The following is a 22,842-nucleotide window of genomic DNA, read 5'->3' as shown; positions in this document are numbered from 1 at the left end:
TTGCCGACAGGCGGCCCCCGGAACAAGTCCGGGGTGACGGGAGAGGAGCGCTCAGGCTTCGAGCTCGACATCCCAGTAGAGCCAGTCGTGCCAGGTCTCGTGCAGATGGTTGGGCGGGAAGCGCCGGCCATGTTCCTGCAGTTGCCAGCTGGTCGGCCGGATCGGCGCGACGTGCAGCGGCATCGCCGCCTGCCGCGGCGTGCGCCCGCCCTTGCGCAGGTTGCACGGCGCACAGGCGGTCGCGACATTCTCCCAGGTCGTTCGCCCGCCCTGCGCGCGCGGGATGACATGATCGAAGGTCAGATCGCGCTGGGTGCCGCAATATTGGCATTCGAACTTGTCGCGCAGGAACAGGTTGAAACGGGTGAAGGCCGGGAATTGCGACGGCTTCACATATTGCTTGAGCGCGATCACCGAAGGCAGCTTGATCGCTGCGGAGGGGCTGCGCACCTCACGCTCGTAATGGCTGACGATATCGACGCGATCGAGGAACACCGCCTTGATCGCCGTCTGCCATGGCCACACGCTCAGCGGATAATAGGAGAGCGGGGTATAATCGGCATTCAGCACAAGGGCGGGACACCCGTCGGGATGGCGGATCAGATCGGGATGGTACATGGTCCCCCTCGTGCCCGTTACGCCTTTCCGCCTCTCGCCACGAAGCGTTACGCCGTCATGACAACATATGCCGCGACTCGCGGTCAAGGGCCGCGTTCATGATTGTCACGCGTTTCGCGCCAAGTCCCACCGGACGGTTGCATTTGGGCCACGCTTTCTCGGCGATCCGCGCGCACGACTTTGCGCGGGAGCACAATGGCGGCTTCCTGCTGCGGATCGAGGATATCGACGGCACACGCAGCCGGCCCGAGCATGTCGAGACGATCCTGCGCGATCTCGAATGGCTGGGGCTCGACTGGGACGGGGAAGTCGTATTCCAGTCGCGGCGGCTGAAGCTGTACGAAACGGCGCTGGACCGGCTTAGAACGGCAGGGCTGCTCTATCCCTGTTTCTGCACCCGCGCCGATATCGCGGCGAGCGCGAGCGCCCCGCACGGGCCGGAGGGGGCCATCTACCCCGGCACCTGCCGCGGGCTGGCGGCGCCCGGTCTGTCGCGGCCGCATTGCTGGCGGATCGATATGGCAAAGGCGGTCGCCTCGATCGCCGGCCCGCTGACGTTCGAGGATTCGGGACGCGGCATAGTCGATGCCGACCCCTTGTCCCATGGCGATGTCGTGCTCGCCCGCAAGGATGCGCCCGCCTCCTATCACCTCGCGGTCACGATCGACGATGCGGCGCAGGGCGTCACCGATATCGTCCGGGGCGAAGACCTGTTCGCCGCGACCCATGTCCACCGGCTGCTACAGGCGCTGCTCGGCCTGCCGGTACCGCGTTACCACCACCATGCGCTGTTGACCGGCGCGGATGGCGAGCGGCTCGCCAAGCGGCACGGCGCACCCACCCTCGCCGCGCTCCGCGAGGCGGGAGAGGACGGGCGGGCGCTGGCGGATACGCTGCGCCGGGGCGAACTCCCGATTGGATTCGCGGCCGCAAAGGCCTAAAGTCACATCCATGAAACTTTTCCTCATCCTGCTCCTGATCGCGGCGATGATCGCGACCGTCGTCGCGCTGGTTCGCGGGATCATCACCTTCCTGCGCGTCACCGAGGCGGATCTGAAGGGCGGCAACGGCCCGAGCGCGTCGGCGCTCAAGTCGAACAAGATGATGCAGCAGCGCATCCTGTTCCAGGGCATCGCGATCGCGATCGTTGCCCTGCTGCTGATCATGGCGAGCAACAGCTAAGGGCAAGCGTCACCCCGGCCTTGTGCCAGGGGCCTCCGTGCGGCAAACGGACCCGTCCGAGGCTCCGGCCGCATCGTCTGCGGCTCCGTGGATCCCGGAACCAGTCCGGGATGACGAAGGCGCATGGTCAAGCTCAACAAGATCTACACCCGCACCGGCGACGACGGCACCACCGGCCTTGTCGACGGATCGCGCGTCGCCAAGCACGATCCGCGCATGGCGGCGATCGGCGATGTCGACGAGGCGAACAGTGCGATCGGTGTAGCCATCGCGGCGATCGGCGGCGGCTATCCCGCCGATCTGCTCGAGACCGTGCAGAACGACCTGTTCGACCTGGGCGCCGACCTGGCGACGCCGGGCGAGGATTTCACGCCCGGCGAGATGACGCTGCGCATCGTGGCGGCGCAGGTAACGCGGATCGAAGCAGCGATCGACGAGGCCAATGCCAGGCTCGAACCGCTGCGCAGCTTCATCCTGCCCGGCGGATCGGAGCGCGCGGCGGCGATCCACCTTGCCCGCGCGATCACGCGCCGGGCGGAGCGCACCGCGGTCGCGGCATCGCGCGAGGTTTCGCTGAACCCGCAGGCGCTGGCCTATCTCAACCGCCTGTCGGACCTGCTTTTTGTTCTCGCGCGGGAGGCGAATCTCGGCCGCGGCGGGGACGTTCTGTGGAAGCCCGGCGCGAACCGCTGACCATCCTATCGTCGCGAAAAGGTTGACCGCGACCGTGCGGCTGTGGCAACCGGCCGGTCCGCCGGGAACGCGGGTATAGCACAATGGTAGTGCAGCAGCCTTCCAAGCTGAATACGCGGGTTCGATTCCCGCTACCCGCTCCAGCCCCCTGACACCGATCGTTACGAAACCGTCATGGACGGTGTATACGCGTTAACCATGCGCGATATGATCCTCAGCTATGGCTGGATTGGCGTGCCGCTGGCTGTTGCAGCGTGGTTCGTCATCCGAAATCTGCGCCGCCGCGCGCAACGTGAACGCTCTGTCCGGCGGCGTGAAAAGCGGATTCGCAACATCGCTCATCAGCGTGCGTGGGACTGGCTGATCGGCAGCTCGCGCCGTCTGCGCATCACCTATGTCCCTGAGAAGGACTCCGAACGCTGATCCGCAGATCGGAGGAGATGGTGGAAGGGACTGGATTCGAACCAGTGTACGCTCACGCGGGCAGATTTACAGTCTGCTGCCTTTAACCACTCGGCCACCCTTCCATGCGGCACGCCGAAGCGAGTGCGGCCCATTGCCGAAGCGCGCCGCCCCTGTCAACGCCTTGCGCGGGAGATTTGTGCCGCCTAGCGTCTCGCGATGAGCAAGGGACCACGTCGCGGGCATCGCCCATCGGGCAATTCGGGCAACAGCAACCGCCCCCGTTTCTGGGGCCGCCACGCCGTCACCGCGGCGCTGGCCAATCCGGAACGGACGGTGCGGAAGGTTTGGGGCACGCGCGAGGCGCTGGCGGCGCTGGAGCTGCCGCCGGTGCTGCCGATCACCTATGCTGACGTAGCGGATCTCGCCCGGATGGTCCCCGGCGACGCGCCGCACCAGGGGATCGTCATCGAGGTCGACCCGCTCGAGGAAATCTGGCTGGGCGACTTGCTCGAATCGGGCGCGGACGACCGGCGGCCGCTGCTGGTGCTCGACCATGTCACCGATCCGCACAATGTCGGCGCGATCCTGCGCTCGGCCGCGGCGTTCGATGCGCTGGGGATCGTCACGCACGATCGGCATACGCCGCCCGAATCAGGGACGCTGGCGCGCTCGGCATCCGGCGCGCTGGAGATCGTGCCATGGGTCCGCGTGGTCAATCTTGCCCGCGCGCTCGACGAGATCGGCGAGGCGGGCTTCTGGCGGATCGGGCTGGCGGGCGAAGCCAAGGGGACGCTCGCCGAAGTGATGGGCGACACGCGCCCCGCGCTGGTGCTCGGCGCCGAGGGCGAGGGCATGCGCCACAACACTGCGCAGCATTGCGACGAGCTTGCGCGGCTGCCGATCTCTCCTAGGGTCGAGAGCCTGAACGTATCCAACGCCGCCGCGATCGCGCTGTACGCCGCGGTCTCGCGCTGAGAGGGGAAAGCGATGTTTGAACGATTCAGGGGCATCGCGCTGGTGCTGGTCGCGCCGCTGGTGCTGGTCGGCTGCGCGTTCAGCCCGGGCAAGTTCACCTCTTCGCTCACTTTGCTCGCCGATCGCAGCTTCACCTTCAGTTATCAGGGCGAGGTGATCGCCGTCGACTTGGCCAGCGAGATGGCGAAGGGCATGGGCGACGCGTTCAAGGACGACGACAAGGACAAGAAGGAAGGCACCAGCACGACCGCGCTGCTGCGCGCGGCGGCCTGGCAGGACAAGGATGCCGGGAACGAGGCCAAGCCGGGCGGCGAGGACGATTCCGCCGAGGACGAGGCCAAGAAGGAGGCCAAGTTCAAGGCGATCGGCGACGCGCTGACCAAGGAGGCCGGCTATCGGTCGGTCACCTACAAGGGCAAGGGCGTGTTCCTGATCGACTATCAGATCAGCGGCAAGCTCACTCACAATTTCCTGTGGCCCTACAATATCGACGCCGAGGTGATCTTTCCCTTCGTGGTCGTCGAGATGCGCGGACGCGATCAGGTGCGCGTCAAGGCGCCCGCCTTCGGCGACAATGATTCGCCCGCCAAGGGCAAGGGCGACGACAGCAAGGCCAGGCTCGACGGCACCTTCACCCTCGTCACCGACGGCGAGTTGGTGAGCCAGAACAATGAAGATGGCGCAACAAGTACCGGCGGCCGCAAGACCGTGGTCTGGAAGGCCACTCCGCTCAGCAAGGATGCGCCGATGGCGGTGGTGAGGGTCGCGCCGCTGCCCTGAGACCGGTCGGCGCAAACCGGCGGCAGGATAGCGGCAAGTAACGAGGAATACGTCCTTTACTGCCATTCCCTGCGAATAGTTGCACCCGTAACGATGTGTCGATATGCGATACGCGGTCACACTTCCTAACCCGCGGATCACCCGAACAATGCTGAATAGAATTTCTGCCGCAATCGGCGCGATTGCGGTCATGAGCGCCGTTGGTGGCAGCGCAAGTGCGCGCCCGCAGGCCGCCGCCGAGGCGGAAGACAAGGCCGTCGCAATCGAGCGCCTGGTTCAAAGCGAGATGGCGGCGCGCGGCATTCCCGGGGCCCAGCTGACGATCGTCCAGCGCGGCAAGATCGTGTTTACCGGGGCTTATGGCCAGGCGAATGCCGAGACGGCGACGCCCGTCACCAAACAGACGACCTTCCCCATCAACTCTATCAGCAAGGCGGTTGCAGGCGTTGCGGCGATGCAGTTGGTCGAAGCCGGCAAACTCGATCTCGATGCCCCGTTCACAACCTATCTCGACGGGCTTCCCGAAGCCTGGAAGAACATTACCGTCCGCCAGCTTCTCACCCATGTGTCCGGCTTGCCCGAGATCATCGACGACAATGTGCGGTGGCGCGATGGGGCCGAACCCGCTGCCGCCTGGGCAAAGGTGCAGGAACTTCCCCTGAAGTTCACACCCGGGACGAAGTTCGAATACACCCAGACCAACTATGTCGTGATCGGGAAGATCGTCGAGAAGCTCACGGGGAAGCCCTACGCTGACTTCGTACGCGCCCGACAGTTCAACCCGGTGGGCATGAAGCAGACGGGCTTTGCCGGCGCCGCCAATGTCCAGCCTCACGCGGCCCAGCTCTACACCCATGTGACGCTGCGGGTCGAAGATATGAAGACCGTCGGCGTAGAACGCAGCAAGGTTCCGTTCGTGCGTCACGAACCGTTCTCGGAATATGTCTTCCCCGCCGGTGGTATACAGACCAATTCCACCGATCTGGCGAAATGGGCGATCGCGGTTCAGAAGTTGAAGCTGGTCGACAAGAACAGCGTGGAACAGCTCTGGAAGCCGCAGGTGCTGGCGGATGGAACGATCCGCGGACTGAATGCCACGATCAACGGCTATGGCCTGGGGTGGCCATCGATCCGGCGCGCCGAGCATGCCCCGATCACGCTCACCGGCGGCGCACGCGCAACCGTGTTCATCTACCCCAACGACGACCTTACGGTTGTCGTTCTGACGAACCTGATGGGCGCGGGACCCGAGAAGTTCGCCGACAAGATCGCCGCGCTGTACATTCCGGATATGCCCGTCGGAAAGTGATCGCAGCTTCGTTGCGTTGAATGGAAATCCGCCCGCTTCGCACCCGGATAGGGATCGAAGCGGGCTGGGGTGAAAATCAGCCCCGGGCCATTCGATGTACGTCCGCCGCGGAAAGGCGTGTGCCGCCGATAGCCCAATTCCCTTCTTCGACCTCGTGAATCCGCACCCATGTCACGCCGCGCATCGCCTCTCCCTCGACCGATACCATCGCTTCGGTGACCTTCTCGATGAGTTGCCCCTTCTGTTCGGGCGTGAAGACGTTGTTGATGACCTGAATATCGACAAGCGGCATGAGATAATTCCCTCACATCGTTCGCGCGCCTGATTGCGCCGTATTGCCGTTGTCGGCTGCCCCACCGCAGTCGGCCAGTTCGCTGTCTGAACCGCCCCCGGTATAGTTTCTGTAGTTGACGGTGATCGGGTGTGGGCAGAGGCTGCCGGCATGGCACGAGAAGGCTATGGTCAGTTCTGTCCGGTCGCCATGGCGTCCGAGATCCTCGCCTCGCGTTGGACCTTCGTCCTGCTCGGCGAGATGCAATCGGGCTCGACCCGATTCAACGAGATCAGGCGCGGCGTCCCGCGCATGTCGCCCGCCCTGCTTTCAAAGCGTCTCAAGGAACTGGAAGCGCATGGTGTCGTCCGGCGCGCCGAGACCGCGCACGGCACCGAATATCGGCTGACCGAGGCCGGCCACGATCTTGCGCCGGTGATCCGTGCGCTCGGCGACTGGTCGATGCGTTGGGTAGATCATCAATGCGCGCTGGCCAATCTCGATGCCCAGCTGCTGATGTGGAACATGCGGCGCAAGATCGATCCCAACCCGCTCCCGCTCCGGCGGGTCGTCGTCGAATTCAGCTACCCCGAACTGGCGAAAGACAAGCGCCATTACTGGCTGATCGTCTCGCCTTCGACGGGCGCGGAGCTTTGCTCCATCGATCCCGGATTCGACGTGGATCTGTACGTCACCGCGGACCTGAAGGCGATGACCTCTGCCTGGATGGGCATGTCGAAAATGGACGACGAGGTGGCGGCGGGCCGGATCGTGCTGACCGGCGACCCCGATCTCGTCCGCACGCTCTCGCGCTGGATGAAGCTCAGCAGCTTCGCGACCGCCTAGCCCAACCCCGAGAAAGGTCTTCGCCGGCGAAGGATCAATCCTCCGCGGCGATGGTTACCTTGAGGCCGTCGAGTGCGCTGGTGAACTGGATCTGGCACGACAGGCGCGAGCGCTCGTCTCGGTCCGACGAGCTGTCGAGCAGGTCGTTCTCGTCCTCGCTCATCGGCGTCAGTTTGCCCGCAAACTCCGGATCGACATGGACGTGGCAGGTCGCGCACGAGCAGCAGCCGCCGCACAGCGCAAGCAGTTCGTCGAACCCATTGTCCCGGATCACTTCCATGACGCTCAGGCCCACTTCGCCCTCGACCTCGCGTTCTTCTCCTTCACGCGTGACGACGATAAGCTTGGGCATCGGATTCTCCTGTCTATGTCGCGCCAATGCCGGGGAACGCCCCGGCTTTCAAGTTTCCCTCTTCAAAGGTTTCACCTGATGGGCCTTAGCGCCGAACAACTTCGCACTTCGCTCGATACGCTTGCGGCGTCCGAACCCCTCATCGCGGTGGCGGTCGGACGCGTGGGCTATCCCGAGCCACGCATCCGCGACCGCGGCTATGAGACGCTGCTGCGCACGATCATCGGCCAGCAGGTGAGTGTCGCGGCGGCGGCATCGATCTGGACCAAGCTCGGCGCCGCGCTGGGCGACCTGACCAGCCCGGAAATCGTGGCCGCGGCATCCGACGATGCGTTGCGCGCGGCGGGTCTTTCGCGGCAGAAGGCAAGCTATGCCCGCAGCCTGGCCGACGAGGTGACGAGCGGGCGGCTCGATCTTGGCAACCTTCCCGTCGATGACGAAGAAGCCATCGCCCAGCTGATCCGCATCAAGGGCATCGGGCGCTGGTCGGCGGAAATCTATCTGCTCTTCGCCGAGGGTCGGCCCGACATCTGGCCCGCCGGCGACCTCGCCGTCCAGATCGAGGTCGGGCGGATCATGGGCCATGCCGAACGTCCGTCCGAGAAGCTCACGCGAGAGATCGCCGAACCCTGGCGCCCGCATCGCGGCGCGGCCGCAATCCTGGCCTGGCATCACTACAAGGCGGATATGGACGTCATCTAGGGCATCTAGGGCTGGCGCCCCTGCTCGTCCCTTGCCAAAGAGCGCGGGACAGCAAGGAGGCCCCAGACCATGAAGACCCGCGCCGCCGTCGCCTTCGAGGCGAAGAAGCCACTCGAGATCGTCGAGCTCGATCTGGAAGGGCCCAAGCCCGGCGAAGTCTTGGTCGAGATCATGGCGACGGGCATCTGCCACACCGACGCCTACACGCTCGACGGGTTCGACAGCGAGGGCATCTTCCCGAGCGTGCTGGGACATGAAGGCGCAGGCATCGTCCGTGAGGTCGGCGCCGGCGTCACCAGCGTGAAGCCGGGCGACCATGTCATCCCGCTCTACACGCCGGAATGCCGCCAGTGTAAATCCTGCCTCAGCGGCAAGACCAATTTGTGCACCGCGATCCGCGCGACGCAGGGCAAGGGGCTGATGCCCGACGGCACCACGCGCTTCAGCTACAAGGGGCAGCCGGTCTTCCATTATATGGGCTGCTCGACCTTCTCGAACTTCACCGTGCTGCCCGAGATCGCAGTGGCGAAGATCCGCGAGGACGCGCCCTTCCAGACCAGCTGCTATATCGGCTGCGGCGTCACCACCGGGGTCGGCGCGGTGGTCAACACCGCCAAGGTGCAGGTCGGCGAGACGGTCGTGGTGTTCGGCCTCGGCGGGATCGGCCTCAACGTCATTCAGGGCGCGCGAATGGTCGGCGCCGACGTGATCGTCGGCGTCGACATCAACCCCGACCGCGAGGAATGGGGCCGCAAGTTCGGCATGACCCATTTCATCAACGGCAAGGGCAAGAGCCGCGAGGATGTGATCGCGGAAGTGCTGGCGCTGACCGATGGCGGCGCCGACTACAGCTTCGACGCGACCGGCAATACCGAGGTGATGCGCACCGCGCTGGAATGCTGCCATCGCGGCTGGGGCGAGAGCATCATCATCGGCGTGGCGGAAGCGGGCAAGGAGATCGCCACCCGCCCCTTCCAGCTGGTCACCGGCCGGGTGTGGAAGGGCACCGCGTTCGGCGGCGCCAAGGGCCGGACCGACGTGCCGAAGATCGTCGACTGGTATATGAACGGGAAGATCGCGATCGACCCGATGATCACACACGTGCTGAGCCTCGAGGAGATCAACAAGGGGTTCGACCTGATGCATGCGGGCGAGTCGATCCGCAGCGTCGTCGTCTACTGACACCAAAGGAGAGGAGCCATGTTCAACCACATCATGCTGGGGTCGAACGATATCGACCGGTCCAAGGCATTTTACGACGCGGTGCTCGGCACGCTGGGCTTCGACGGCCAGGCGTTCCGCAACCAGTCGGCGGGCGGGCAGACCCGCCTGTTCTATCGCCATGACGGCGGCACATTATGCCTGTCCGAGCCGATCGACGGCGAGCCGGCGACTTGCGCCAATGGCGGAACGATCGGGTTCAAGTGCGACTCGCCCGAGCAGGTGCAGCTGTTCCACGATGTCGCGGTGGCCAATGGCGGCACCTCGATCGAAGATCCGCCCGGCCTGCGCACCGGCAGCCCGCTGGGCCCGATGTATCTGAGCTATGTCCGCGACCCGGACGGCAACAAGCTCTGCGCGATCTTCCGCCCGGCATGAGCGAACGCGGCTGGATCCTCACCCTCATCTGTGTGGACCGGGTGGGGATCGTCGCGGGGGTGACCGGGTTCCTGGCACGGAACCAGGGCTTCATCCTCGACAGCCAGCAATATGCGGATCTGGAGACGGGGCGCTTCTTCATGCGCGTCGTCTTCACGGCCGGGGGACCGGCGTTTCCCGAGGGGCGGGAGGCGCTGGTGGCGGCGTTCGCGCCGATCGCGGCAGAGCTGGAACTCGACTGGGGCCTGTCGGCGTCGGACGAGAAGCCCAAACTCGTCGTCGCGGTGTCGAAGGGATCGCACTGCCTCAACGACCTGCTCCACCGCCAGCAATCGGGAACGCTGTCGGCGCAGATCGTCGCGGTCGTCTCCAACCATGACAGGCTGCGCAGCCTGACCGAATGGCATGGCGTGCCCTATCATCACCTGCCCGTCGGCGAGGGTGGCAACATCGCGCAGGAACGGGCGATCGAGGCGGTCATGGAAGCGGCTGGCGCCCCGTACTTGATCCTTGCCCGCTACATGCAGGTGCTGACCCCGGAGTTCGCCGACCGGCTGGCGGGACGGTGCGTCAATATCCACCACAGCTTCCTGCCCGGCTTCAAGGGCGCCCGTCCCTATCATCGTGCGCATGAGCGCGGCGTGAAACTGATCGGGGCCACCGCGCATTTCGTGACCAGCGACCTCGACGAAGGGCCGATCATCGAACAGGCGGTCGAGCGGGTCGACCATCGCGACAGCGTCGACGACCTGATCCGCATCGGCCGCGATATCGAGGCGCAGGTGCTGGCCCGCGCCGTCGATGCGCTGGGTGAGCGGCGCCTGTTCCTCAACGGTAACCGGACATTGGTGTTCAGATGACCCTCGAAACGCTTTCGACCAACAAGGCCCATGGCGGCATGCAGGGCGTCTATCGCCATACGAGCACGGCCACCGGGACGCCGATGACCTTCTCGGTCTTCATTCCCGATCATGCCGAAGGCACGAAACTGCCGGTGCTGTGGTATCTGTCGGGCCTGACCTGCACCCATGCCAACGTCACCGAGAAGGGCGAGCATCGCGCCGCCTGCGCCGAACATGGGGTGATCTTCATCGCGCCGGATACCAGTCCGCGCGGCGACGAGGTGCCTGATGACGAGGGCTATGATTTCGGCAAGGGCGCGGGCTTCTATGTCGATGCAACCGAAGAGCCATGGGCGACGAATTTCCGGCTGCGGTCGTACATCGAGGACGAACTGCCCGCGCTGATCCTGCGCGAGTTTCCGCAGGCCGATCTGTCGCGGCAGGGAATCACCGGCCATTCGATGGGTGGGCATGGCGCGCTCACCATCGGGCTTCGCAACCCCGACCGGTTCCGCTCGGTCAGCGCCTTCGCTCCGATCTGCGCGCCGAGCCAATGCCCCTGGGGGGAGAAGGCGCTGACCGGCTATCTCGGCGACAATCGCGAGGATTGGCGTGCCTATGATGCCTGCGCGATGATCGAGGATGGCCTCAAGGTCCCCGAGCTGCTGGTCGATCAGGGGGATGCCGACGTGTTCCTCGCGGAACAGCTCAAGCCCGAATTGCTCGAGAAGGCGTGCCGCGATGCGGGGATCGATCTGACGCTTCGCATGCAGCCGGGATACGACCACAGCTATTATTTCATTTCGACCTTCCTTCCCGATCATATCGCCTGGCACGCCGCGCGGCTGAAATGACGCATCGCCCGCATTGCTGATCCCGCTTCGCGCCACTAGCGTGCGCGCAAACAGCAAAGGGGTTGGCGTATGCGGACGATGGTTGCGGTGTTGGCGATGGCAGTGGCAGGTGCAGGGGTCGCCCATGCACAGAAGGCGGCGCCCGAGGCGGATGCGCAGGCGCTGGAGCTGCTCAAGCGGGCGATCGCCTATCGCACCGTCGACGGGCCCGGCAACCAGACACCCGACTATGCCAACTATCTGCGCGACGCGCTGGTCGCAGGTGGCTTCGCGGCGGAGGACGTGACCGTCGAACCGCTGGCTGGAACCGCGATGCTCGTCGCCCGCTATCGCGGCACCGCCAAGCCCGGCACCGTCAAACCGATCGGCATTATCGGCCATATGGACGTGGTCGCCGCCGACCCCAAGGATTGGGAGCGCGATCCGTTCACCCCGGTGATCGAGAATGGCTATATCTTCGGCCGCGGTTCGACCGACAACAAGTTCAGCGTGTCGGCGATGGTCGCGGCGCTGATCCAGCTCAAGAAGGACGGGTTCAAGCCGAAGCGCGACATCCTCTTCCTCGCCTCCGGCGACGAGGAGACCGACATGAAGACCACCGCCGCGCTGGCGGAGAAGTACACCGGCCTTGAGCTGCTGTTGAACATCGATGCCGGCGGCGGGCGCTACTCGCCCGAGGGCAAGGCCGAATATTACGGGCTGCAGGCGGCGGAAAAGACCTATGCCGACTTCACCCTGACCGTCACCGATCCGGGCGGCCATTCGAGCGCGCCGCGGCCGGTGAACGCGATCGTCACGCTCGCTCGGGCGCTGGAGCGGATCGGCAACTACAAGTTCGCGCCCGAGGTGAACGAGATCACCAAGGCCTCGCTCGCCGTCGCGGCGGAGACCGCCAAGCCCGAGGACGCCGCGGCGATCCGCGCCTTCCTGACCAATCCGCAGGACGAAGCCGCGCTCAAGGTGCTGCGCGCCAATTACGGGCTGGTCGGCCAGATCGGTACCACCTGCGTCCCGACGATGGTCAATGCCGGGCATGCCCAGAACGCCCTGCCCCAGCGCGCCACCGCCAACATCAACTGCCGCATCTTCCCCGGCAATTCGATCGAGAGCATCCAGGCAAAGCTCAAGGAGATCGCCGCGGAACCGAGCCTGACGATCGTCAAGGACGACAGCGGCGGCAAGCCCGGCCCTGCCTCGCCGCTGCGGCCCGATGTGATGAAGGCCGTGACCGACGGCATCCATGCCCGCTTCCCCACGGTGAAGGTCATCCCGAGCATGTCCGCCGGGGCGACCGATTCGATGCATTTCCGCGGCCGCGGGGTGCCGAGCTACGGCATTGCGCCGATCTTCATGAAACAGTCCGACCAGTTCGCCCATGGCCTGAACGAGCGCACGCCGCTGAGCGAGCTGGCGCCGGCGGTCACCTATTTCCGGCGTGTGGTGGCCGAGCTGTCCAAGTGACCCGCTGAGGTGACCGCCCGCTACGACGCGCTGATCATCGGCGGAGGCCATAACGGCCTTGTCTGTGCCTTCTACCTCGCCCGGGCGGGGTTGAAGGTGCGGGTGCTGGAGCGGCGCAGCGTCGTGGGCGGCGCGGCGGTGACCGAGGAATTTCACCCCGGCTTTCGCAATTCGGCGGCGAGCTACACGGTCAGCCTCCTCCAGCCCAGGGTCATTGCCGACATGAAGCTGGTCGAGCGCGGATATCGCGTCATCGAGCGGCCGGTCAGCAACTTCTTCCCGCTCGAGGACGGGCATCTGATCCTCGGCGGCGGGGCGGAGCGGACGCGGGCGGAGTTTGCGCGCTTCTCGGAAAAAGATGCGGCAGCGCTCTCCGGATATGAGGAAGCGCTGGAGCGGGTCGCGGACATGCTGCGGGCGATGGCGCTCAAGACCCCGCCTAATGCCGGGGGCGGAATCGCCGCGCTGCTTGCCGCCGCGGCGCAGGGCCGCGAGCTGGCGAAGATGCCCATCGAAGCGCAGCGCGACGCGCTGGCGCTGTTCGTCCAGTCGGCGCGCGAGTTCCTCGACCAGTGGTTCGAGAACGACCATGTGAAGGCCGCGTTCGCGTTCGACGCGGTGGTCGGCAATTTCGCCGGTCCCTCGGCACCGGGATCGGCATATGTGCTGCTCCACCACGTCTTCGGTGAGGTGAACGGCAAGAAGGGCGCCTGGGGCCATCCGATCGGCGGGATGGGCGCGATCACCGGATATATGGCGGACGCGGCGCGCGAGGCCGGGGTCGAGATCAGCCTGGAGACGCCGGTCGACCGCGTGCTGGTGGATGGCGGCAAGGTTGCGGGCGTGCGGCTGGCGAGCGGCGAGGAGATTGCGGCGAAGCTGGTCGTCGCCAATGTCGGGCCAGCCTTGCTGTACCGGCAGATGATCGACGCCAGCGATCTGGACCCGGACTTCCGGCGGCGGATCGCAGGGTTCAAGACGGGCTCCGGCAGCTTCCGCATGAATGTGGCGCTATCCGAGCTACCCGACTTCACTGTGCTGCCGGGCAAGGACGGGGAGCACCATCGCAGCGGGATCATCATCGCGCCGACCATGGACTATATGGACCGCGCGCATGCCGACGCGGTGACATATGGCTGGTCGAACGCGCCGGTGGTGGAGATGACCATCCCCTCGCTGGTCGACGACAGTCTCGCCCCGCCGGGTGCGCATGTCGCCAGCCTGTTCTGCCAGCATTTCGCGCCCACCCTGCCCAATGGCCGCAGCTGGGACGACGAGCGCGAGGCGGCGGCGGACGACATCATCGACACGCTGACCGAACATGCGCCCAATTTCCGGGACTCGGTCATCGCGCGGCAGATCCATTCGCCCACCGACCTCGAGCGCAAGTTCGGGCTGGTCGACGGCGACATCTTCCACGGGCGCATGTCGCTCGACCAGCTCTGGGCGGCGCGGCCGGTGCTGGGGCATGGCGATTATCGCGGGCCGATCCACGGCCTCTATATGTGCGGCGCGGGGACGCATCCGGGCGGGGGCGTGACCGGCGCGCCGGGGCATAATGCCGCGAAGGAAATCCTGCGCGACCGGTCGCTGATCGGGCGATGGCTGCGGCGCTAGCATGTCCCATGACAGCAATCCTTCGTTCGTGGTCGAGGCCGAGCTGTGGCGCTGGACGCCCGAGCCGCCGGCCAAGGCGAGCTGGTATTTCGTGACCATCACCGGCGAAGCGGCCGACGCGATCCGCGCATTGGGCTTCGAACGGCGCGCATTGGGCGGCGCGCGCGGGTTCGGATCGGTGCGCATCCGGGCGAGCGTCGACGGCGCCCCCTTCGAGACCTCCGCCTTTCCGCACAAGACCAGCGGCGGCTATCTGATCCCGGTCAAGGCCGCGGTGCGCAAGGCCGCCGGGGTCAGCGAGGGCGACACGGTCACGGTCGGGCTTTGGCTCTGAGGGTCGGTTCGATCCGCGAAAAGTCCCAAAAGTCACACTGACACGCGCGCGAGTCCTTCAGGCCGCTCCCCGAAACGCCTGCCAGGCCGCGTAGCACAGGACCGGCAGGCCGATCAGGTCGGCGACCGCGATGGTCCGGAGCGCGGGGGACATGCCCGACAGCCACCAGATCAGCACGAAGGACGCCATGCTGATCCCCACCGCGACGCTGGCCAGCTGGCGCACCTCGGGGCGGAACGCCGCCCAGACGCAGATCACGACGACCGCGAGGAACAAGGCGGCGCGGTGGTGCAGCAGCGTGAAGACGTCCGCACCCGGATCGACGCCGTAGAGCCGTGAGATCAGCGCGGGCCGGAAGGCGGCGAGCGCGGGCATGGCGTGGATCAGGGCCAGGATTGTCCAGCAGATACGCTCGATCATGTGTCTTATCCCCCGGCCGCGTCGGCCCATGCTGCATCACGCCGCTTCCCCGGCATAGTCGTAATCGTCCTCATCCTCGTCGCAGGGCGGGGACAGCGCCTCGCGGCCGTCGGCGATGGACGCGGCCTGATAATGGAGCGGAGTCAGCGGCTCGACGGGAACGTCGCTGTCGGCGAGCGTATCGAGCGCGGCGTCGAACCCGGCGCGAGCAGTGGTGCTCCAGCTCATGACGCTGGCCGGCTTGTAGCCGGCGGCATGGACCCCGGCGGTGAGCGCCGCGCGGTCGAGCAGCCACACCAGCAGCCGGTCCGAAGGCTCCCGTACCTCGGCGACGATCTTGCCGTCCCGCCACATCTCGCGAACGCCGCCCTTGAGCGCGCGCTCATAGGCCGTGGTCATCAGCCGCGCGGCGGCGAGCTGAAGCGCCTGATCCCAGGCGGCGGCGAACGCCTTGCCCTGCGGGTGGTGGCGCAGGCGATAGGCCGAGCGCGGGGTGATGCCGGTGAGGTGCGCAGCCTCGCTGATGCAGCCGGTATCGGCAAGCGCGCGCAGGAAGCCGCGCTGGCGCTCCGCGGTCCAGCCGTCGTGACGGGCGCGGAGGGAGATGGGGGTGTAGGTCTCGAACGGGTCGTCGGTAGTATCGGGGGTGGGGTGGTCGTGTTTCATGGTCGACTCCTTTGGTTAGGGGAGTCGAGGTATTTAACCTAATTGGTTCGTGTAGGAAAATGGGCCTGGACGGTTAGAAGTCAAGATGCCCCCCACAGTGCCCCACAATGATAAGCCTTTCCTCCGGGATCCATTCGAAATGGACTCGCAAGGTGTCGGCCTTGTTGTCGGCTACTCCGATTTTAAGATGCTTTTCCATGAGGATGTCACGCCCATTGTGCGTGAATGTACGCCGGCCCAGCCCAGCGCTGGAAATCGTTTGCGCCTCCTTCGCTGCGAAGGCGTTCCCGAAGCATTGTCTTGCGCGAACGTCACCATTCCCTTCGACCAATGAGGTCCAATATTCCGTGGAAAGGCTCCACAAGAGATCGAATGCCTTCTTCCGATATTTGAATGCATATGAATCGCGTGCGGATTCGATTGCATTGTCCAGAACCACCAACCTTTCCGGAAACAAGTTCCCGACCATTCTCAGGCTCGTTTCCAAAGTCGGATCGTTGTCGAAAATGGACCTGACATCGTCAGGCTCAAGAGGAAGAGCACTCTTCGCCGAGCCACTCGCCATAGCCTTGAGACGTTCGCGCAGCGAATAATTCTCTTCTTCGAGCTTGGCATTCTCCGCTTGGGCGGCCGTGAGCTTATTGGCTTCCTCATACATCAGGGACTCCGCCGAGGACGCCGACTCTCGGGCTTCCTCAAGCTCCAAGTGCAGAGCCTCAACCTCAGCGCGGAGCTTCTGCTCCTCCGTACCCGTCGACGTGTTGGCGGCGGCGCGCGAAGTCGCCTGTCGGATGAGACTGACACGCCAGAATCGCGCATCCCCTTCCGGATCACGAAACCCAAGCGGCAAAATGTGCGCCGCGAGCTGGTTGATGAGACGAGGGTTTTTCCCGGAATGCGGCGCGAACCACAAACGATGCTGGAACGGGTCTTCGGTCTCCTGATCCAGCCCGGGCATGTAGGTGCGGACCGCGCCATTGAATGTCGACATTCGTCGACCGACCAGGCGAGTGAGTTCGAAACTTTCTTCGACGGAGATACTGCGCAGATGGGCAGTCCCGGAAAGGCGCGTGGCCAACCGCGCCAGATCGATCTGGGCGCCTCCGGCATCATCCACTGAAACAACAATGACCGGCAAGCGTCGCGCCGGGTTATAGAGCAGGCCTGCCAACCCCTGCACATCCGCCAGATCAACGGAATGGAAGGCGTTGCCAAGCGCCTCATCGTCCGCCTCTCCAGCCAGCTGATCCAGAATGTCACGGACAACACGCGGCCTGCTGTGCTCAAATCCAGGATCGGTGCCGGAACATTGAAAGGTAAGCTGGGCGCCAAAACGGACGAATGCGCCGTGCCGCTGTTCGACGAAAAGATCGGTCGTCCACTCCCGGCCAGGAATCCTGTCGCCGCGAAAGACGACCTTGGCCGCCCAAACCCGGCCCTCTTCATTGTCCACCCGCAGTGCGGAAACCTGCGCCCGGTCATCCGGGGTGGCATAGGTGAAACCCTGGCCTACCGCTGCATCGTCCGGAAACCTTGCCGCTGCCGTCTTGGCTGCCCAAGCGACGGCCAATTGTACGGCATCATCGAACGCCGATCTGTCCGTCAAGGTGAAGCTTGCCCGTGACACAGGCAAGCGCCGCCCGTGCTGCGGCGCAGCGAGTCCTATCCGTCGTAGCTCTTCAGCAAGCCCCCCTGCCATTCCTCACTCCGCCGCCACGGTCCCATCAAACAGCCCGCCCTCGGCGCCGCCATCCTCGTTCGCCGCCGGCACGACCTTCGCCTTCTGGCGCTTGTCGAACGAATCCCAGACCTCGTTCCAGTTCCCCTTGGTCGCGCCCTTCGAATATTCAGTGGCGCGGGTCTCAAAGAAGTTGGCGTGCTCGACGCCGTTGAGGAGCGGGGTGAGCCAGGGGAGCGGGTGTTCGTCGATCATGTAGATCGGCTTGAGGCCGAGCTGGTTGAGGCGCCAGTCGGCGATGAAGCGGATATACTTCTTGATCTCCTTGGGCGTCATGCCGGGGACCGGGCCCTGCTCGAAGGCGAGGTCGATGAACGCATCCTCGAGCCGCACGGTCGTCTGGCAGACGTCCATGATGTCGTCCTTCACCGCCTTGGTCAGGCAGTCGCGCTCCTTGACGAAGGCGTGGAAGAGGCGGGTGATGCCTTCGCAGTGCAGGCTCTCGTCGCGGACCGACCAGGAGACGATCTGGCCCATGCCCTTCATCTTGTTGAAGCGCGGGAAGTTCATCAGCATCGCGAACGAGGCGAAGAGCTGAAGGCCTTCCGTAAATCCACCGAACATGGCGAGCGTCTTGGCGATATCCTCGTCATTCTCGACGCCGAACTTCTGGAGATAGTCGTGCTTGTCCTTCATCTCCGAATATTCGAGGAACATGCCGTACTCGCTCTCGGGCATGCCGATCGTGTCGAGCAGGTGGCTGTAGGCGGCGATGTGCACCGTCTCCATGTTGGAGAAGGAGGCGAGCATCATCTTGATCTCGGTCGGCTTGAACACGCGGCCGTATTTCTCGTGGTAGCAATCCTGCACCTCGACATCGGCCTGGGTGAAGAAGCGGAAGATCTGGGTGAGCAGATTGCGCTCATGATCGGTCAGCTTCTGCGCCCAGTCGCGGCAATCCTCGCCCAGCGGCACCTCTTCGGGCAGCCAGTGGATCTGCTGCTGGCGCTTCCAGAACTCGAACGCCCAGGGATATTCGAAGGGTTTGTAGGTCTTGCGGGCTTCGAGAAGAGGCATTGGAACGGTCCTTGGCTTAAGCGAACAGAATGAACAGGGTGCCGAACAGGCCGACGGCGCCGCCGGCACTGATGGCGGAAAGATTGCGCACGCGATTGGCGTCGAAGCGGTCGCGGGCAGCGTCGAGCGCGACGGGATCGTCGCCATGCTGCTCGACGAGGATGCGATCGGCTTCGCCCTCGGGGTCGACCACCATCAGGAAGTCGCGCACCAGCTCCCAGACATACCACACCAGCCCGCCCGCGATCAGCGCGAGGACGAGGATGATCAGCGCCGCGTTCATGCCGCGCTCGCGATGCTGAAGACCAGTGCGAAGCCGGTGAGGAACAAGCACAGCGCGACCAGCATCATGCCGGCGATGCGCGTGGCGTAGATGCCCTCGGGGGTGGCGACGCGGCGGCGCAGCAGGACGAGGCCCGCGACGCCGCTGACGATGCCGATGCCGGCCTGGAGGGCGAGGGCGCGGGTCATGGCAGAAGGCTCGTCATGGCAGCCGCTCCAGCACCTTGTCCGCGGAGAGCAGGGCCATCACGAATGATCCAGCGGCCAGCGCCGCAGTCGAACCGATCTGCCGCCACAGCTCGATGCGGCGCTCACGCGCGTTGGCGTCGCCCGGTGCCGGGGACATGATCTGCCGCCGCGGATCGGGCTGGGCGTCGCGCCAGATACGGAACCCCTTCCATGCCGCAGCGACCAAGCCGAAGGCTGCGGCCGCAAGCACCAGAATCTGCATCAGATACTCGGCATCAGGACGACGCCAGGTGTAGACCATCAGCGCCAGGACACCGCCCGCGAACAGCGCTCCGAGGATGGTCTTGGCGTCGAACGCCGCCCGCCCTTCCGGCGGCCATGCCTCAAGGTCGCGCAATTCCTCATAATAACGGTCATAGCCGCGATGCTGCCGGGCTTCGAGCCGGAGTGCATGGCGGCGCATGCGCCAGCGATGCACGAACGGCGCGGCGAGCGCGCCGACGAACACCACGGCGCCGGCGGCACCAGCCCAGACAATGTCGGGGGAAACCGCACGCATCAGTCGCGGACCTTCACGATCTTCTCGCGCACCACGACCTTCTTGCCGCGCCATGCGCCGCCGCCGAACACGCAGATGCCGAGGAAGAAGCCGAAGTCGTACCAGCCGCCATTGTTCGGCACGGCATAGACCGCAACGTCGGGCATGAAGAGCGACAGGACCCAGGCGACGGGGAAGATGAAGCCGTGCCACAGGCCGAGCAGGAAGCCGGGCGCACCGGGTTCGACCGCGGTCGACACCTGCTGCGCGCAGGCCGCGAGCAGGACGAATGCCGCGAGAGGCAGAAGGCGGAGGGATCGGGTCATAGGACAGTCTCCTGCCGCCCCCTCCCCGCCGGGGAGAAGGCGCTCAGCGCGTGCGGGCGCTCACTGGCAAGCCAGGCACTCATCGTAATCGGTGCTCTCGCCGAGGTTGAACTGCGGCGCGTCGATCGTGTTGTCGGCCTCGACCCCGCCTGCGAAACCGGCACGCTGCACCGACTTGGAGCGGAGATAGTAGAGCGACTTGATGCCGAGTTCCCACGCGCGGAAGTGGAGCATCAGCAGATCCCACTTCTCGACATCGGCCGGGATGAACAGGTTCAGCGACTGGGCCTGGTCGATATAGGGCGCGCGGTCGCCGGCGAGTTCGAGCAGCCAGCGCTGGTCGATCTCGAAGCTGGTCTTGTAGCAGTCCTTTTCTTCCTGGCTCAGAAAGTCGAGATGCTGGACCGAACCGCCGCGCTCGAGGATCGAGTTCCAGACATTGTCGGAGTTCTTCGACTTCTCGATGAAGATCTTCTCGAGATAGGGGTTCTTGACCGAGAAGCTGCCCGACAGCGTCTTGTGGGTGTAGATGTTGGCCGGGATCGGCTCGATGCAGGCGCTGGTGCCACCGCAGATGATCGAGATCGACGCGGTCGGCGCGATCGCCATCTTGCAGCTGAACCGCTCCATCACGCCCATGTCGGCGGCGTCGGGGCACGGACCGCGCTCGACCGCGAGCTGCATCGAGGCTTCGTCGACCTGCGCCTTGATGTGCTTGAAGATGCGCAGGTTGTGCGTCTTGGCCATCGCGCCTTCGAAGGGCAGGCCGCGCGCCTGAAGGAAGGAGTGGAAGCCCATCACGCCGAGGCCGACCGAACGCTCGCGCGCGGCGGAATAGGCCGCCTTCTCCATGCCCGGCTCGGCACGGTCGATATAGTCCTGAAGGACGTTGTCGAGGAAGCGCATCACGTCCTCGATAAAGCCCTTTTCGCCCTTCCACTCGTCCCAGGTTTCGAGGTTGAGCGAGGAGAGGCAGCACACGGCAGTCCGCTCGTTGCCGAGATGATCCTTGCCCGTGGGGAGCGTGATCTCCGAGCAGAGGTTCGAGGTCGAGACCTTGAGGCCCAGATCGCGGTGATGCTTGGGCATGTTGTTGTTCACGTGATCGGCGAACACGATGTAGGGCTCACCCGTCGCGAGGCGGGTCTCGACCAGCTTCTGGAAGAGGGCGCGGGCGTTGACCGTGCCGCGCTCCGACCCGTCCTTGGGCGAACGCAGCGTCCACTCCTCGCCGTTGCGCACGGCTTCCATGAACGCGTCGGGGATGAGCACGCCGTGGTGCAGGTTCAGCGCCTTGCGGTTGAAGTCGCCCGACGGCTTGCGGATCTCGAGGAACTCCTCGATCTCCGGGTGCGAGATGTCGAGATAGCAGGCGGCCGAACCGCGACGCAGGCTGCCCTGGCTGATCGCAAGCGTCAGCGAATCCATCACGCGGACGAACGGGATGATGCCCGAGGTCTTGCCGTTGAGGCCGACCGGCTCGCCGATGCCGCGGACATTGCCCCAATAGGTGCCGATGCCGCCGCCGCGCGAGGCGAGCCAGACATTCTCGTTCCAGGTATCGACGATGCCGTTGAGGCTGTCGGGCACGGAATTCAGGAAGCACGAGATGGGCAGGCCGCGGCCGGTGCCGCCGTTCGAGAGAACGGGGGTGGCGGGCATGAACCACAGGCGCGAGATATAGTCGTAGATGCGCTGGGCGTGCGCAGCATCGTCGGCATAGGCCGAAGCGACGCGGACGAAGAGATCCTGGAAATTCTCACCGGGCAGCAGATAGCGATCCTTGAGCGTTTCCTTGCCGAATTCGGTGAGCAGCGCGTCGCGCGAATGATCGACCTCGACCGGGAAGATGCGCGGAGCGACCGACTTGGTGTCGAGCTTCTTCTTGGCCTTGGGGGCAGCCTTTTCGGGCTGGGCCTTGGTCTCTGCAATGGCCTCTGCGGTATCGGTCACGGTCTCACTCACGCTTGCTTCCTGCTGTTCCCTGAAGTCCATCGTCGCTCGTCCCTAAACCGTCCAGATCACGACTCGGGGGCATCCGGCGATGGTACCACCGCACGCGCGCGGGCGTGAGAACAAAAGATGTCCATCCGCCCTGCCAGGCACGTAGGAAGCCCTGCCGCGAATATAGGTTCGCGGGCGGTGTTCCACCAGTGCTTGGGTTTGTCCCCCTGTGTGACCACTAGAGATTGTGGCAGATCGGCGTCGGAGGCAAGACCGTAAATGAAAGTTTGAAGACTCGTTTCGTCGCTGATTTGAGTCGGTTCACCGGCGCCTGACCACGGTTTATCGTACGCGACGCGCGGACCTTCCTCGCCTTTTCAAAAGACAAGAGAACGAAGGCGGAACTCACAAATTTTTCATGCACCGATTCATCCACAGGAATCTGGCACAAGATATTGAGGCCGGACGGTCAGCTTCGCGAAAGCATGGGCGGTGAATGATCCGGATCCATGGCCCGTCCGGGGCCGGAGGGCCGAATCCATGCGAATCGCATTGCTTGCCGCCATCGCCATGCTGAGCACGTCCGCCGCAGCGCAGATCCGCGACCCGTCGGGCGGGATACGCTGGCCCGCACCGCGTCCGGCGCTGCCCGGCGTGGCGCGCGAACTGGGCCAGACCGACCGCAGCATCCGCGAGGGGCGCGAAAGCGGCCAGCTTTCCCGGCGTGAGGCGCGGGCGCTGCGCCGCGAGAGCCGCCAGATCGCGGTGCTGGAGGAACGGTACGCGCGGGGCGGCCTTTCCGAATCCGAGCGCGCCGAACTGGCGTCGCGAGTCGCGGCGCTGCGCAGCGTGACCGGCGCGAAGCGGAGCGGCGGCCGCTAG

The 22,842-nt window shown here is 65.1% G+C and carries 29 protein-coding genes and 2 tRNA genes; 18 read left to right on the top strand and 13 right to left on the bottom strand.

Going from position 1 to position 22,842, the window contains the following annotated elements:
- Window positions 1–51 precede the first annotated feature (51 nt).
- Window positions 52–618 carry an HNH endonuclease gene (locus tag AC07TU_RS04930; RefSeq protein WP_495186778.1) on the bottom strand — a complete coding sequence of 189 codons (567 nt, stop codon included), beginning with the start codon at window positions 616–618 and terminating at the stop codon, window positions 52–54.
- Window positions 619–716: 98 nt separating this feature from the next.
- Between AC07TU_RS04930 and gluQRS the strand changes: the two genes are divergently transcribed.
- The 5 genes from gluQRS (at window position 717) to AC07TU_RS04905 (ending at window position 2,916) form a co-directional block, all read left to right on the top strand.
- Entirely contained in the window at window positions 717–1,559 is an 843-nt protein-coding gene (gene gluQRS / locus AC07TU_RS04925; RefSeq protein ID WP_495186777.1) for a tRNA glutamyl-Q(34) synthetase GluQRS, read from the top strand.
- 10 nt (window positions 1,560–1,569) lie between these two features.
- The gene (locus AC07TU_RS04920; protein WP_495186776.1) at window positions 1,570–1,800 is read left to right on the top strand and encodes a twin transmembrane helix small protein; all 231 of its coding nucleotides are present in this window, start codon (window positions 1,570–1,572) and stop codon (window positions 1,798–1,800) included.
- A 123-nt stretch (window positions 1,801–1,923) separates the two neighbouring features.
- On the top strand, window positions 1,924–2,493 hold the full coding sequence (locus tag AC07TU_RS04915; RefSeq protein ID WP_495186775.1) for a cob(I)yrinic acid a,c-diamide adenosyltransferase: 570 nt from the start codon (window positions 1,924–1,926) through the stop codon (window positions 2,491–2,493).
- Window positions 2,494–2,562: 69 nt separating this feature from the next.
- Window positions 2,563–2,636, top strand: a tRNA-Gly gene (locus AC07TU_RS04910).
- Window positions 2,637–2,691: 55 nt separating this feature from the next.
- Entirely contained in the window at window positions 2,692–2,916 is a 225-nt protein-coding gene (locus AC07TU_RS04905) for a hypothetical protein (protein WP_495186774.1), read from the top strand.
- A gap of 18 nt (window positions 2,917–2,934) precedes the next feature.
- Here the strand turns inward: AC07TU_RS04905 and AC07TU_RS04900 are convergent.
- A tRNA-Tyr gene (locus AC07TU_RS04900) sits at window positions 2,935–3,020 on the bottom strand.
- Between the two features lie 94 nt (window positions 3,021–3,114).
- Here AC07TU_RS04900 and rlmB point away from each other — a divergent pair.
- From rlmB to AC07TU_RS04885, 3 genes are all read left to right on the top strand, one after another.
- Complete coding sequence (gene rlmB, locus AC07TU_RS04895; RefSeq protein ID WP_495186773.1) at window positions 3,115–3,873, top strand: 23S rRNA (guanosine(2251)-2'-O)-methyltransferase RlmB; 759 nt, start codon at window positions 3,115–3,117, stop codon at window positions 3,871–3,873.
- A gap of 12 nt (window positions 3,874–3,885) precedes the next feature.
- Window positions 3,886–4,653, top strand: coding sequence for a hypothetical protein (locus tag AC07TU_RS04890; RefSeq protein ID WP_495186772.1), 768 nt, complete (start codon window positions 3,886–3,888; stop codon window positions 4,651–4,653).
- A 103-nt stretch (window positions 4,654–4,756) separates the two neighbouring features.
- Entirely contained in the window at window positions 4,757–5,962 is a 1,206-nt protein-coding gene (locus AC07TU_RS04885; RefSeq protein ID WP_495186771.1) for a serine hydrolase domain-containing protein, read from the top strand.
- A gap of 76 nt (window positions 5,963–6,038) precedes the next feature.
- On the opposite strand, the gene AC07TU_RS04880 is transcribed toward AC07TU_RS04885, so the two are convergent.
- A complete protein-coding gene (locus tag AC07TU_RS04880) occupies window positions 6,039–6,254 on the bottom strand; it encodes a tautomerase family protein (protein ID WP_495186770.1) in 216 nt (71 codons plus the stop codon).
- Window positions 6,255–6,404: 150 nt separating this feature from the next.
- On the opposite strand from AC07TU_RS04880, the gene AC07TU_RS04875 reads away from it, so the two are divergent.
- A complete protein-coding gene (locus AC07TU_RS04875; RefSeq protein ID WP_495186769.1) occupies window positions 6,405–7,079 on the top strand; it encodes a winged helix-turn-helix transcriptional regulator in 675 nt (224 codons plus the stop codon).
- A 34-nt stretch (window positions 7,080–7,113) separates the two neighbouring features.
- Here AC07TU_RS04875 and AC07TU_RS04870 read toward each other — a convergent pair whose 3' ends face one another.
- On the bottom strand, window positions 7,114–7,431 hold the full coding sequence (locus AC07TU_RS04870; protein ID WP_495186768.1) for a 2Fe-2S iron-sulfur cluster-binding protein: 318 nt from the start codon (window positions 7,429–7,431) through the stop codon (window positions 7,114–7,116).
- 78 nt (window positions 7,432–7,509) lie between these two features.
- Between AC07TU_RS04870 and AC07TU_RS04865 the strand changes: the two genes are divergently transcribed.
- The 8 genes from AC07TU_RS04865 (at window position 7,510) to AC07TU_RS04830 (ending at window position 14,840) form a co-directional block, all read left to right on the top strand.
- Window positions 7,510–8,133, top strand: coding sequence for a DNA-3-methyladenine glycosylase family protein (locus AC07TU_RS04865; RefSeq protein WP_495186767.1), 624 nt, complete (start codon window positions 7,510–7,512; stop codon window positions 8,131–8,133).
- Between the two features lie 69 nt (window positions 8,134–8,202).
- A complete protein-coding gene (locus AC07TU_RS04860; RefSeq protein WP_495186766.1) occupies window positions 8,203–9,315 on the top strand; it encodes an S-(hydroxymethyl)glutathione dehydrogenase/class III alcohol dehydrogenase in 1,113 nt (370 codons plus the stop codon).
- A gap of 18 nt (window positions 9,316–9,333) precedes the next feature.
- The gene (locus tag AC07TU_RS04855; RefSeq protein ID WP_495186765.1) at window positions 9,334–9,732 is read left to right on the top strand and encodes a VOC family protein; all 399 of its coding nucleotides are present in this window, start codon (window positions 9,334–9,336) and stop codon (window positions 9,730–9,732) included.
- On the top strand, window positions 9,729–10,592 hold the full coding sequence (gene purU, locus AC07TU_RS04850; RefSeq protein ID WP_495186764.1) for a formyltetrahydrofolate deformylase: 864 nt from the start codon (window positions 9,729–9,731) through the stop codon (window positions 10,590–10,592). The genes AC07TU_RS04855 and purU overlap by 4 nt, the downstream gene beginning before the upstream one ends.
- Window positions 10,589–11,428 carry an S-formylglutathione hydrolase gene (fghA, locus tag AC07TU_RS04845; RefSeq protein WP_495186763.1) on the top strand — a complete coding sequence of 280 codons (840 nt, stop codon included), beginning with the start codon at window positions 10,589–10,591 and terminating at the stop codon, window positions 11,426–11,428. The genes purU and fghA overlap by 4 nt, the downstream gene beginning before the upstream one ends.
- 69 nt (window positions 11,429–11,497) lie before the next feature.
- Window positions 11,498–12,889, top strand: a complete 1,392-nt coding sequence (locus AC07TU_RS04840) for a M20/M25/M40 family metallo-hydrolase (RefSeq protein ID WP_495186762.1) — start codon at window positions 11,498–11,500, stop codon at window positions 12,887–12,889.
- Window positions 12,890–12,898: 9 nt separating this feature from the next.
- Window positions 12,899–14,506 (top strand): phytoene desaturase family protein, encoded by a 1,608-nt coding sequence (locus AC07TU_RS04835; RefSeq protein ID WP_495186761.1) that lies wholly within the window; start codon window positions 12,899–12,901, stop codon window positions 14,504–14,506.
- 1 nt (window position 14,507) lies between these two features.
- Window positions 14,508–14,840 (top strand): DUF1905 domain-containing protein, encoded by a 333-nt coding sequence (locus tag AC07TU_RS04830; protein ID WP_495186760.1) that lies wholly within the window; start codon window positions 14,508–14,510, stop codon window positions 14,838–14,840.
- Between the two features lie 57 nt (window positions 14,841–14,897).
- Here the strand turns inward: AC07TU_RS04830 and AC07TU_RS04825 are convergent, their stop codons facing one another.
- The 9 genes from AC07TU_RS04825 to AC07TU_RS04785 form a co-directional block, all read right to left on the bottom strand.
- Complete coding sequence (locus tag AC07TU_RS04825) at window positions 14,898–15,260, bottom strand: hypothetical protein (protein WP_495186759.1); 363 nt, start codon at window positions 15,258–15,260, stop codon at window positions 14,898–14,900.
- 36 nt (window positions 15,261–15,296) lie between these two features.
- On the bottom strand, window positions 15,297–15,926 hold the full coding sequence (locus tag AC07TU_RS04820; RefSeq protein ID WP_495186758.1) for a hypothetical protein: 630 nt from the start codon (window positions 15,924–15,926) through the stop codon (window positions 15,297–15,299).
- Window positions 15,927–15,999: 73 nt separating this feature from the next.
- Window positions 16,000–17,625 carry a hypothetical protein gene (locus tag AC07TU_RS04815; protein ID WP_495186757.1) on the bottom strand — a complete coding sequence of 542 codons (1,626 nt, stop codon included), beginning with the start codon at window positions 17,623–17,625 and terminating at the stop codon, window positions 16,000–16,002.
- 3 nt (window positions 17,626–17,628) lie between these two features.
- Complete coding sequence (locus AC07TU_RS04810; protein WP_495186756.1) at window positions 17,629–18,681, bottom strand: ribonucleotide-diphosphate reductase subunit beta; 1,053 nt, start codon at window positions 18,679–18,681, stop codon at window positions 17,629–17,631.
- Between the two features lie 16 nt (window positions 18,682–18,697).
- Window positions 18,698–18,964 (bottom strand): hypothetical protein, encoded by a 267-nt coding sequence (locus AC07TU_RS04805; RefSeq protein ID WP_495186755.1) that lies wholly within the window; start codon window positions 18,962–18,964, stop codon window positions 18,698–18,700.
- Window positions 18,961–19,152, bottom strand: a complete 192-nt coding sequence (locus AC07TU_RS04800; protein ID WP_495186754.1) for a hypothetical protein — start codon at window positions 19,150–19,152, stop codon at window positions 18,961–18,963. The genes AC07TU_RS04805 and AC07TU_RS04800 overlap by 4 nt, the downstream gene beginning before the upstream one ends.
- A 13-nt stretch (window positions 19,153–19,165) precedes the next feature.
- Complete coding sequence (locus AC07TU_RS04795; protein WP_495186753.1) at window positions 19,166–19,711, bottom strand: hypothetical protein; 546 nt, start codon at window positions 19,709–19,711, stop codon at window positions 19,166–19,168.
- Entirely contained in the window at window positions 19,711–20,016 is a 306-nt protein-coding gene (locus AC07TU_RS04790; protein ID WP_495186752.1) for a hypothetical protein, read from the bottom strand. The genes AC07TU_RS04795 and AC07TU_RS04790 overlap by 1 nt, the downstream gene beginning before the upstream one ends.
- Before the next feature lie 60 nt (window positions 20,017–20,076).
- Entirely contained in the window at window positions 20,077–22,011 is a 1,935-nt protein-coding gene (locus tag AC07TU_RS04785) for a ribonucleoside-diphosphate reductase subunit alpha (protein WP_495186751.1), read from the bottom strand.
- Between the two features lie 489 nt (window positions 22,012–22,500).
- Between AC07TU_RS04785 and AC07TU_RS04780 the strand changes: the two genes are divergently transcribed.
- Window positions 22,501–22,842: a hypothetical protein gene (locus tag AC07TU_RS04780; RefSeq protein ID WP_495186750.1), complete on the top strand. Its 342-nt coding sequence runs from the start codon at window positions 22,501–22,503 to the stop codon at window positions 22,840–22,842.

The organism is Sphingomonas sp. GW821-FHT03E12, from assembly GCF_059420685.1.
The sequence above is the reverse complement of the archived record's forward strand: the minus strand, read 5'-3'. Positions and strand labels throughout refer to the sequence as shown.

Excerpts from the sequence above, each read along its gene's own strand:
- AC07TU_RS04930 (WP_495186778.1), bottom strand. The coding sequence starts at position 618 with ATGTACCATCCCGATCTGATCCGCCATCCCGACGGGTGTCCCGCCCTT.
- gluQRS (WP_495186777.1), top strand. The coding sequence starts at position 717 with ATGATTGTCACGCGTTTCGCGCCAAGTCCCACCGGACGGTTGCATTTG.
- AC07TU_RS04920 (WP_495186776.1), top strand. The coding sequence starts at position 1,570 with ATGAAACTTTTCCTCATCCTGCTCCTGATCGCGGCGATGATCGCGACC.
- AC07TU_RS04915 (WP_495186775.1), top strand. The coding sequence starts at position 1,924 with ATGGTCAAGCTCAACAAGATCTACACCCGCACCGGCGACGACGGCACC.
- AC07TU_RS04905 (WP_495186774.1), top strand. The coding sequence starts at position 2,692 with ATGCGCGATATGATCCTCAGCTATGGCTGGATTGGCGTGCCGCTGGCT.
- rlmB (WP_495186773.1), top strand. The coding sequence starts at position 3,115 with ATGAGCAAGGGACCACGTCGCGGGCATCGCCCATCGGGCAATTCGGGC.
- AC07TU_RS04890 (WP_495186772.1), top strand. The coding sequence starts at position 3,886 with ATGTTTGAACGATTCAGGGGCATCGCGCTGGTGCTGGTCGCGCCGCTG.
- AC07TU_RS04885 (WP_495186771.1), top strand. The coding sequence starts at position 4,757 with ATGCGATACGCGGTCACACTTCCTAACCCGCGGATCACCCGAACAATG.
- AC07TU_RS04880 (WP_495186770.1), bottom strand. The coding sequence starts at position 6,254 with ATGCCGCTTGTCGATATTCAGGTCATCAACAACGTCTTCACGCCCGAA.
- AC07TU_RS04875 (WP_495186769.1), top strand. The coding sequence starts at position 6,405 with ATGGCACGAGAAGGCTATGGTCAGTTCTGTCCGGTCGCCATGGCGTCC.
- AC07TU_RS04870 (WP_495186768.1), bottom strand. The coding sequence starts at position 7,431 with ATGCCCAAGCTTATCGTCGTCACGCGTGAAGGAGAAGAACGCGAGGTC.
- AC07TU_RS04865 (WP_495186767.1), top strand. The coding sequence starts at position 7,510 with ATGGGCCTTAGCGCCGAACAACTTCGCACTTCGCTCGATACGCTTGCG.
- AC07TU_RS04860 (WP_495186766.1), top strand. The coding sequence starts at position 8,203 with ATGAAGACCCGCGCCGCCGTCGCCTTCGAGGCGAAGAAGCCACTCGAG.
- AC07TU_RS04855 (WP_495186765.1), top strand. The coding sequence starts at position 9,334 with ATGTTCAACCACATCATGCTGGGGTCGAACGATATCGACCGGTCCAAG.
- purU (WP_495186764.1), top strand. The coding sequence starts at position 9,729 with ATGAGCGAACGCGGCTGGATCCTCACCCTCATCTGTGTGGACCGGGTG.
- fghA (WP_495186763.1), top strand. The coding sequence starts at position 10,589 with ATGACCCTCGAAACGCTTTCGACCAACAAGGCCCATGGCGGCATGCAG.
- AC07TU_RS04840 (WP_495186762.1), top strand. The coding sequence starts at position 11,498 with ATGCGGACGATGGTTGCGGTGTTGGCGATGGCAGTGGCAGGTGCAGGG.
- AC07TU_RS04830 (WP_495186760.1), top strand. The coding sequence starts at position 14,508 with ATGTCCCATGACAGCAATCCTTCGTTCGTGGTCGAGGCCGAGCTGTGG.
- AC07TU_RS04825 (WP_495186759.1), bottom strand. The coding sequence starts at position 15,260 with ATGATCGAGCGTATCTGCTGGACAATCCTGGCCCTGATCCACGCCATG.
- AC07TU_RS04820 (WP_495186758.1), bottom strand. The coding sequence starts at position 15,926 with ATGAAACACGACCACCCCACCCCCGATACTACCGACGACCCGTTCGAG.
- AC07TU_RS04815 (WP_495186757.1), bottom strand. The coding sequence starts at position 17,625 with ATGGCAGGGGGGCTTGCTGAAGAGCTACGACGGATAGGACTCGCTGCG.
- AC07TU_RS04810 (WP_495186756.1), bottom strand. The coding sequence starts at position 18,681 with ATGCCTCTTCTCGAAGCCCGCAAGACCTACAAACCCTTCGAATATCCC.
- AC07TU_RS04805 (WP_495186755.1), bottom strand. The coding sequence starts at position 18,964 with ATGAACGCGGCGCTGATCATCCTCGTCCTCGCGCTGATCGCGGGCGGG.
- AC07TU_RS04800 (WP_495186754.1), bottom strand. The coding sequence starts at position 19,152 with ATGACCCGCGCCCTCGCCCTCCAGGCCGGCATCGGCATCGTCAGCGGC.
- AC07TU_RS04795 (WP_495186753.1), bottom strand. The coding sequence starts at position 19,711 with ATGCGTGCGGTTTCCCCCGACATTGTCTGGGCTGGTGCCGCCGGCGCC.
- AC07TU_RS04790 (WP_495186752.1), bottom strand. The coding sequence starts at position 20,016 with ATGACCCGATCCCTCCGCCTTCTGCCTCTCGCGGCATTCGTCCTGCTC.
- AC07TU_RS04785 (WP_495186751.1), bottom strand. The coding sequence starts at position 22,011 with ATGGACTTCAGGGAACAGCAGGAAGCAAGCGTGAGTGAGACCGTGACC.
- AC07TU_RS04780 (WP_495186750.1), top strand. The coding sequence starts at position 22,501 with ATGCGAATCGCATTGCTTGCCGCCATCGCCATGCTGAGCACGTCCGCC.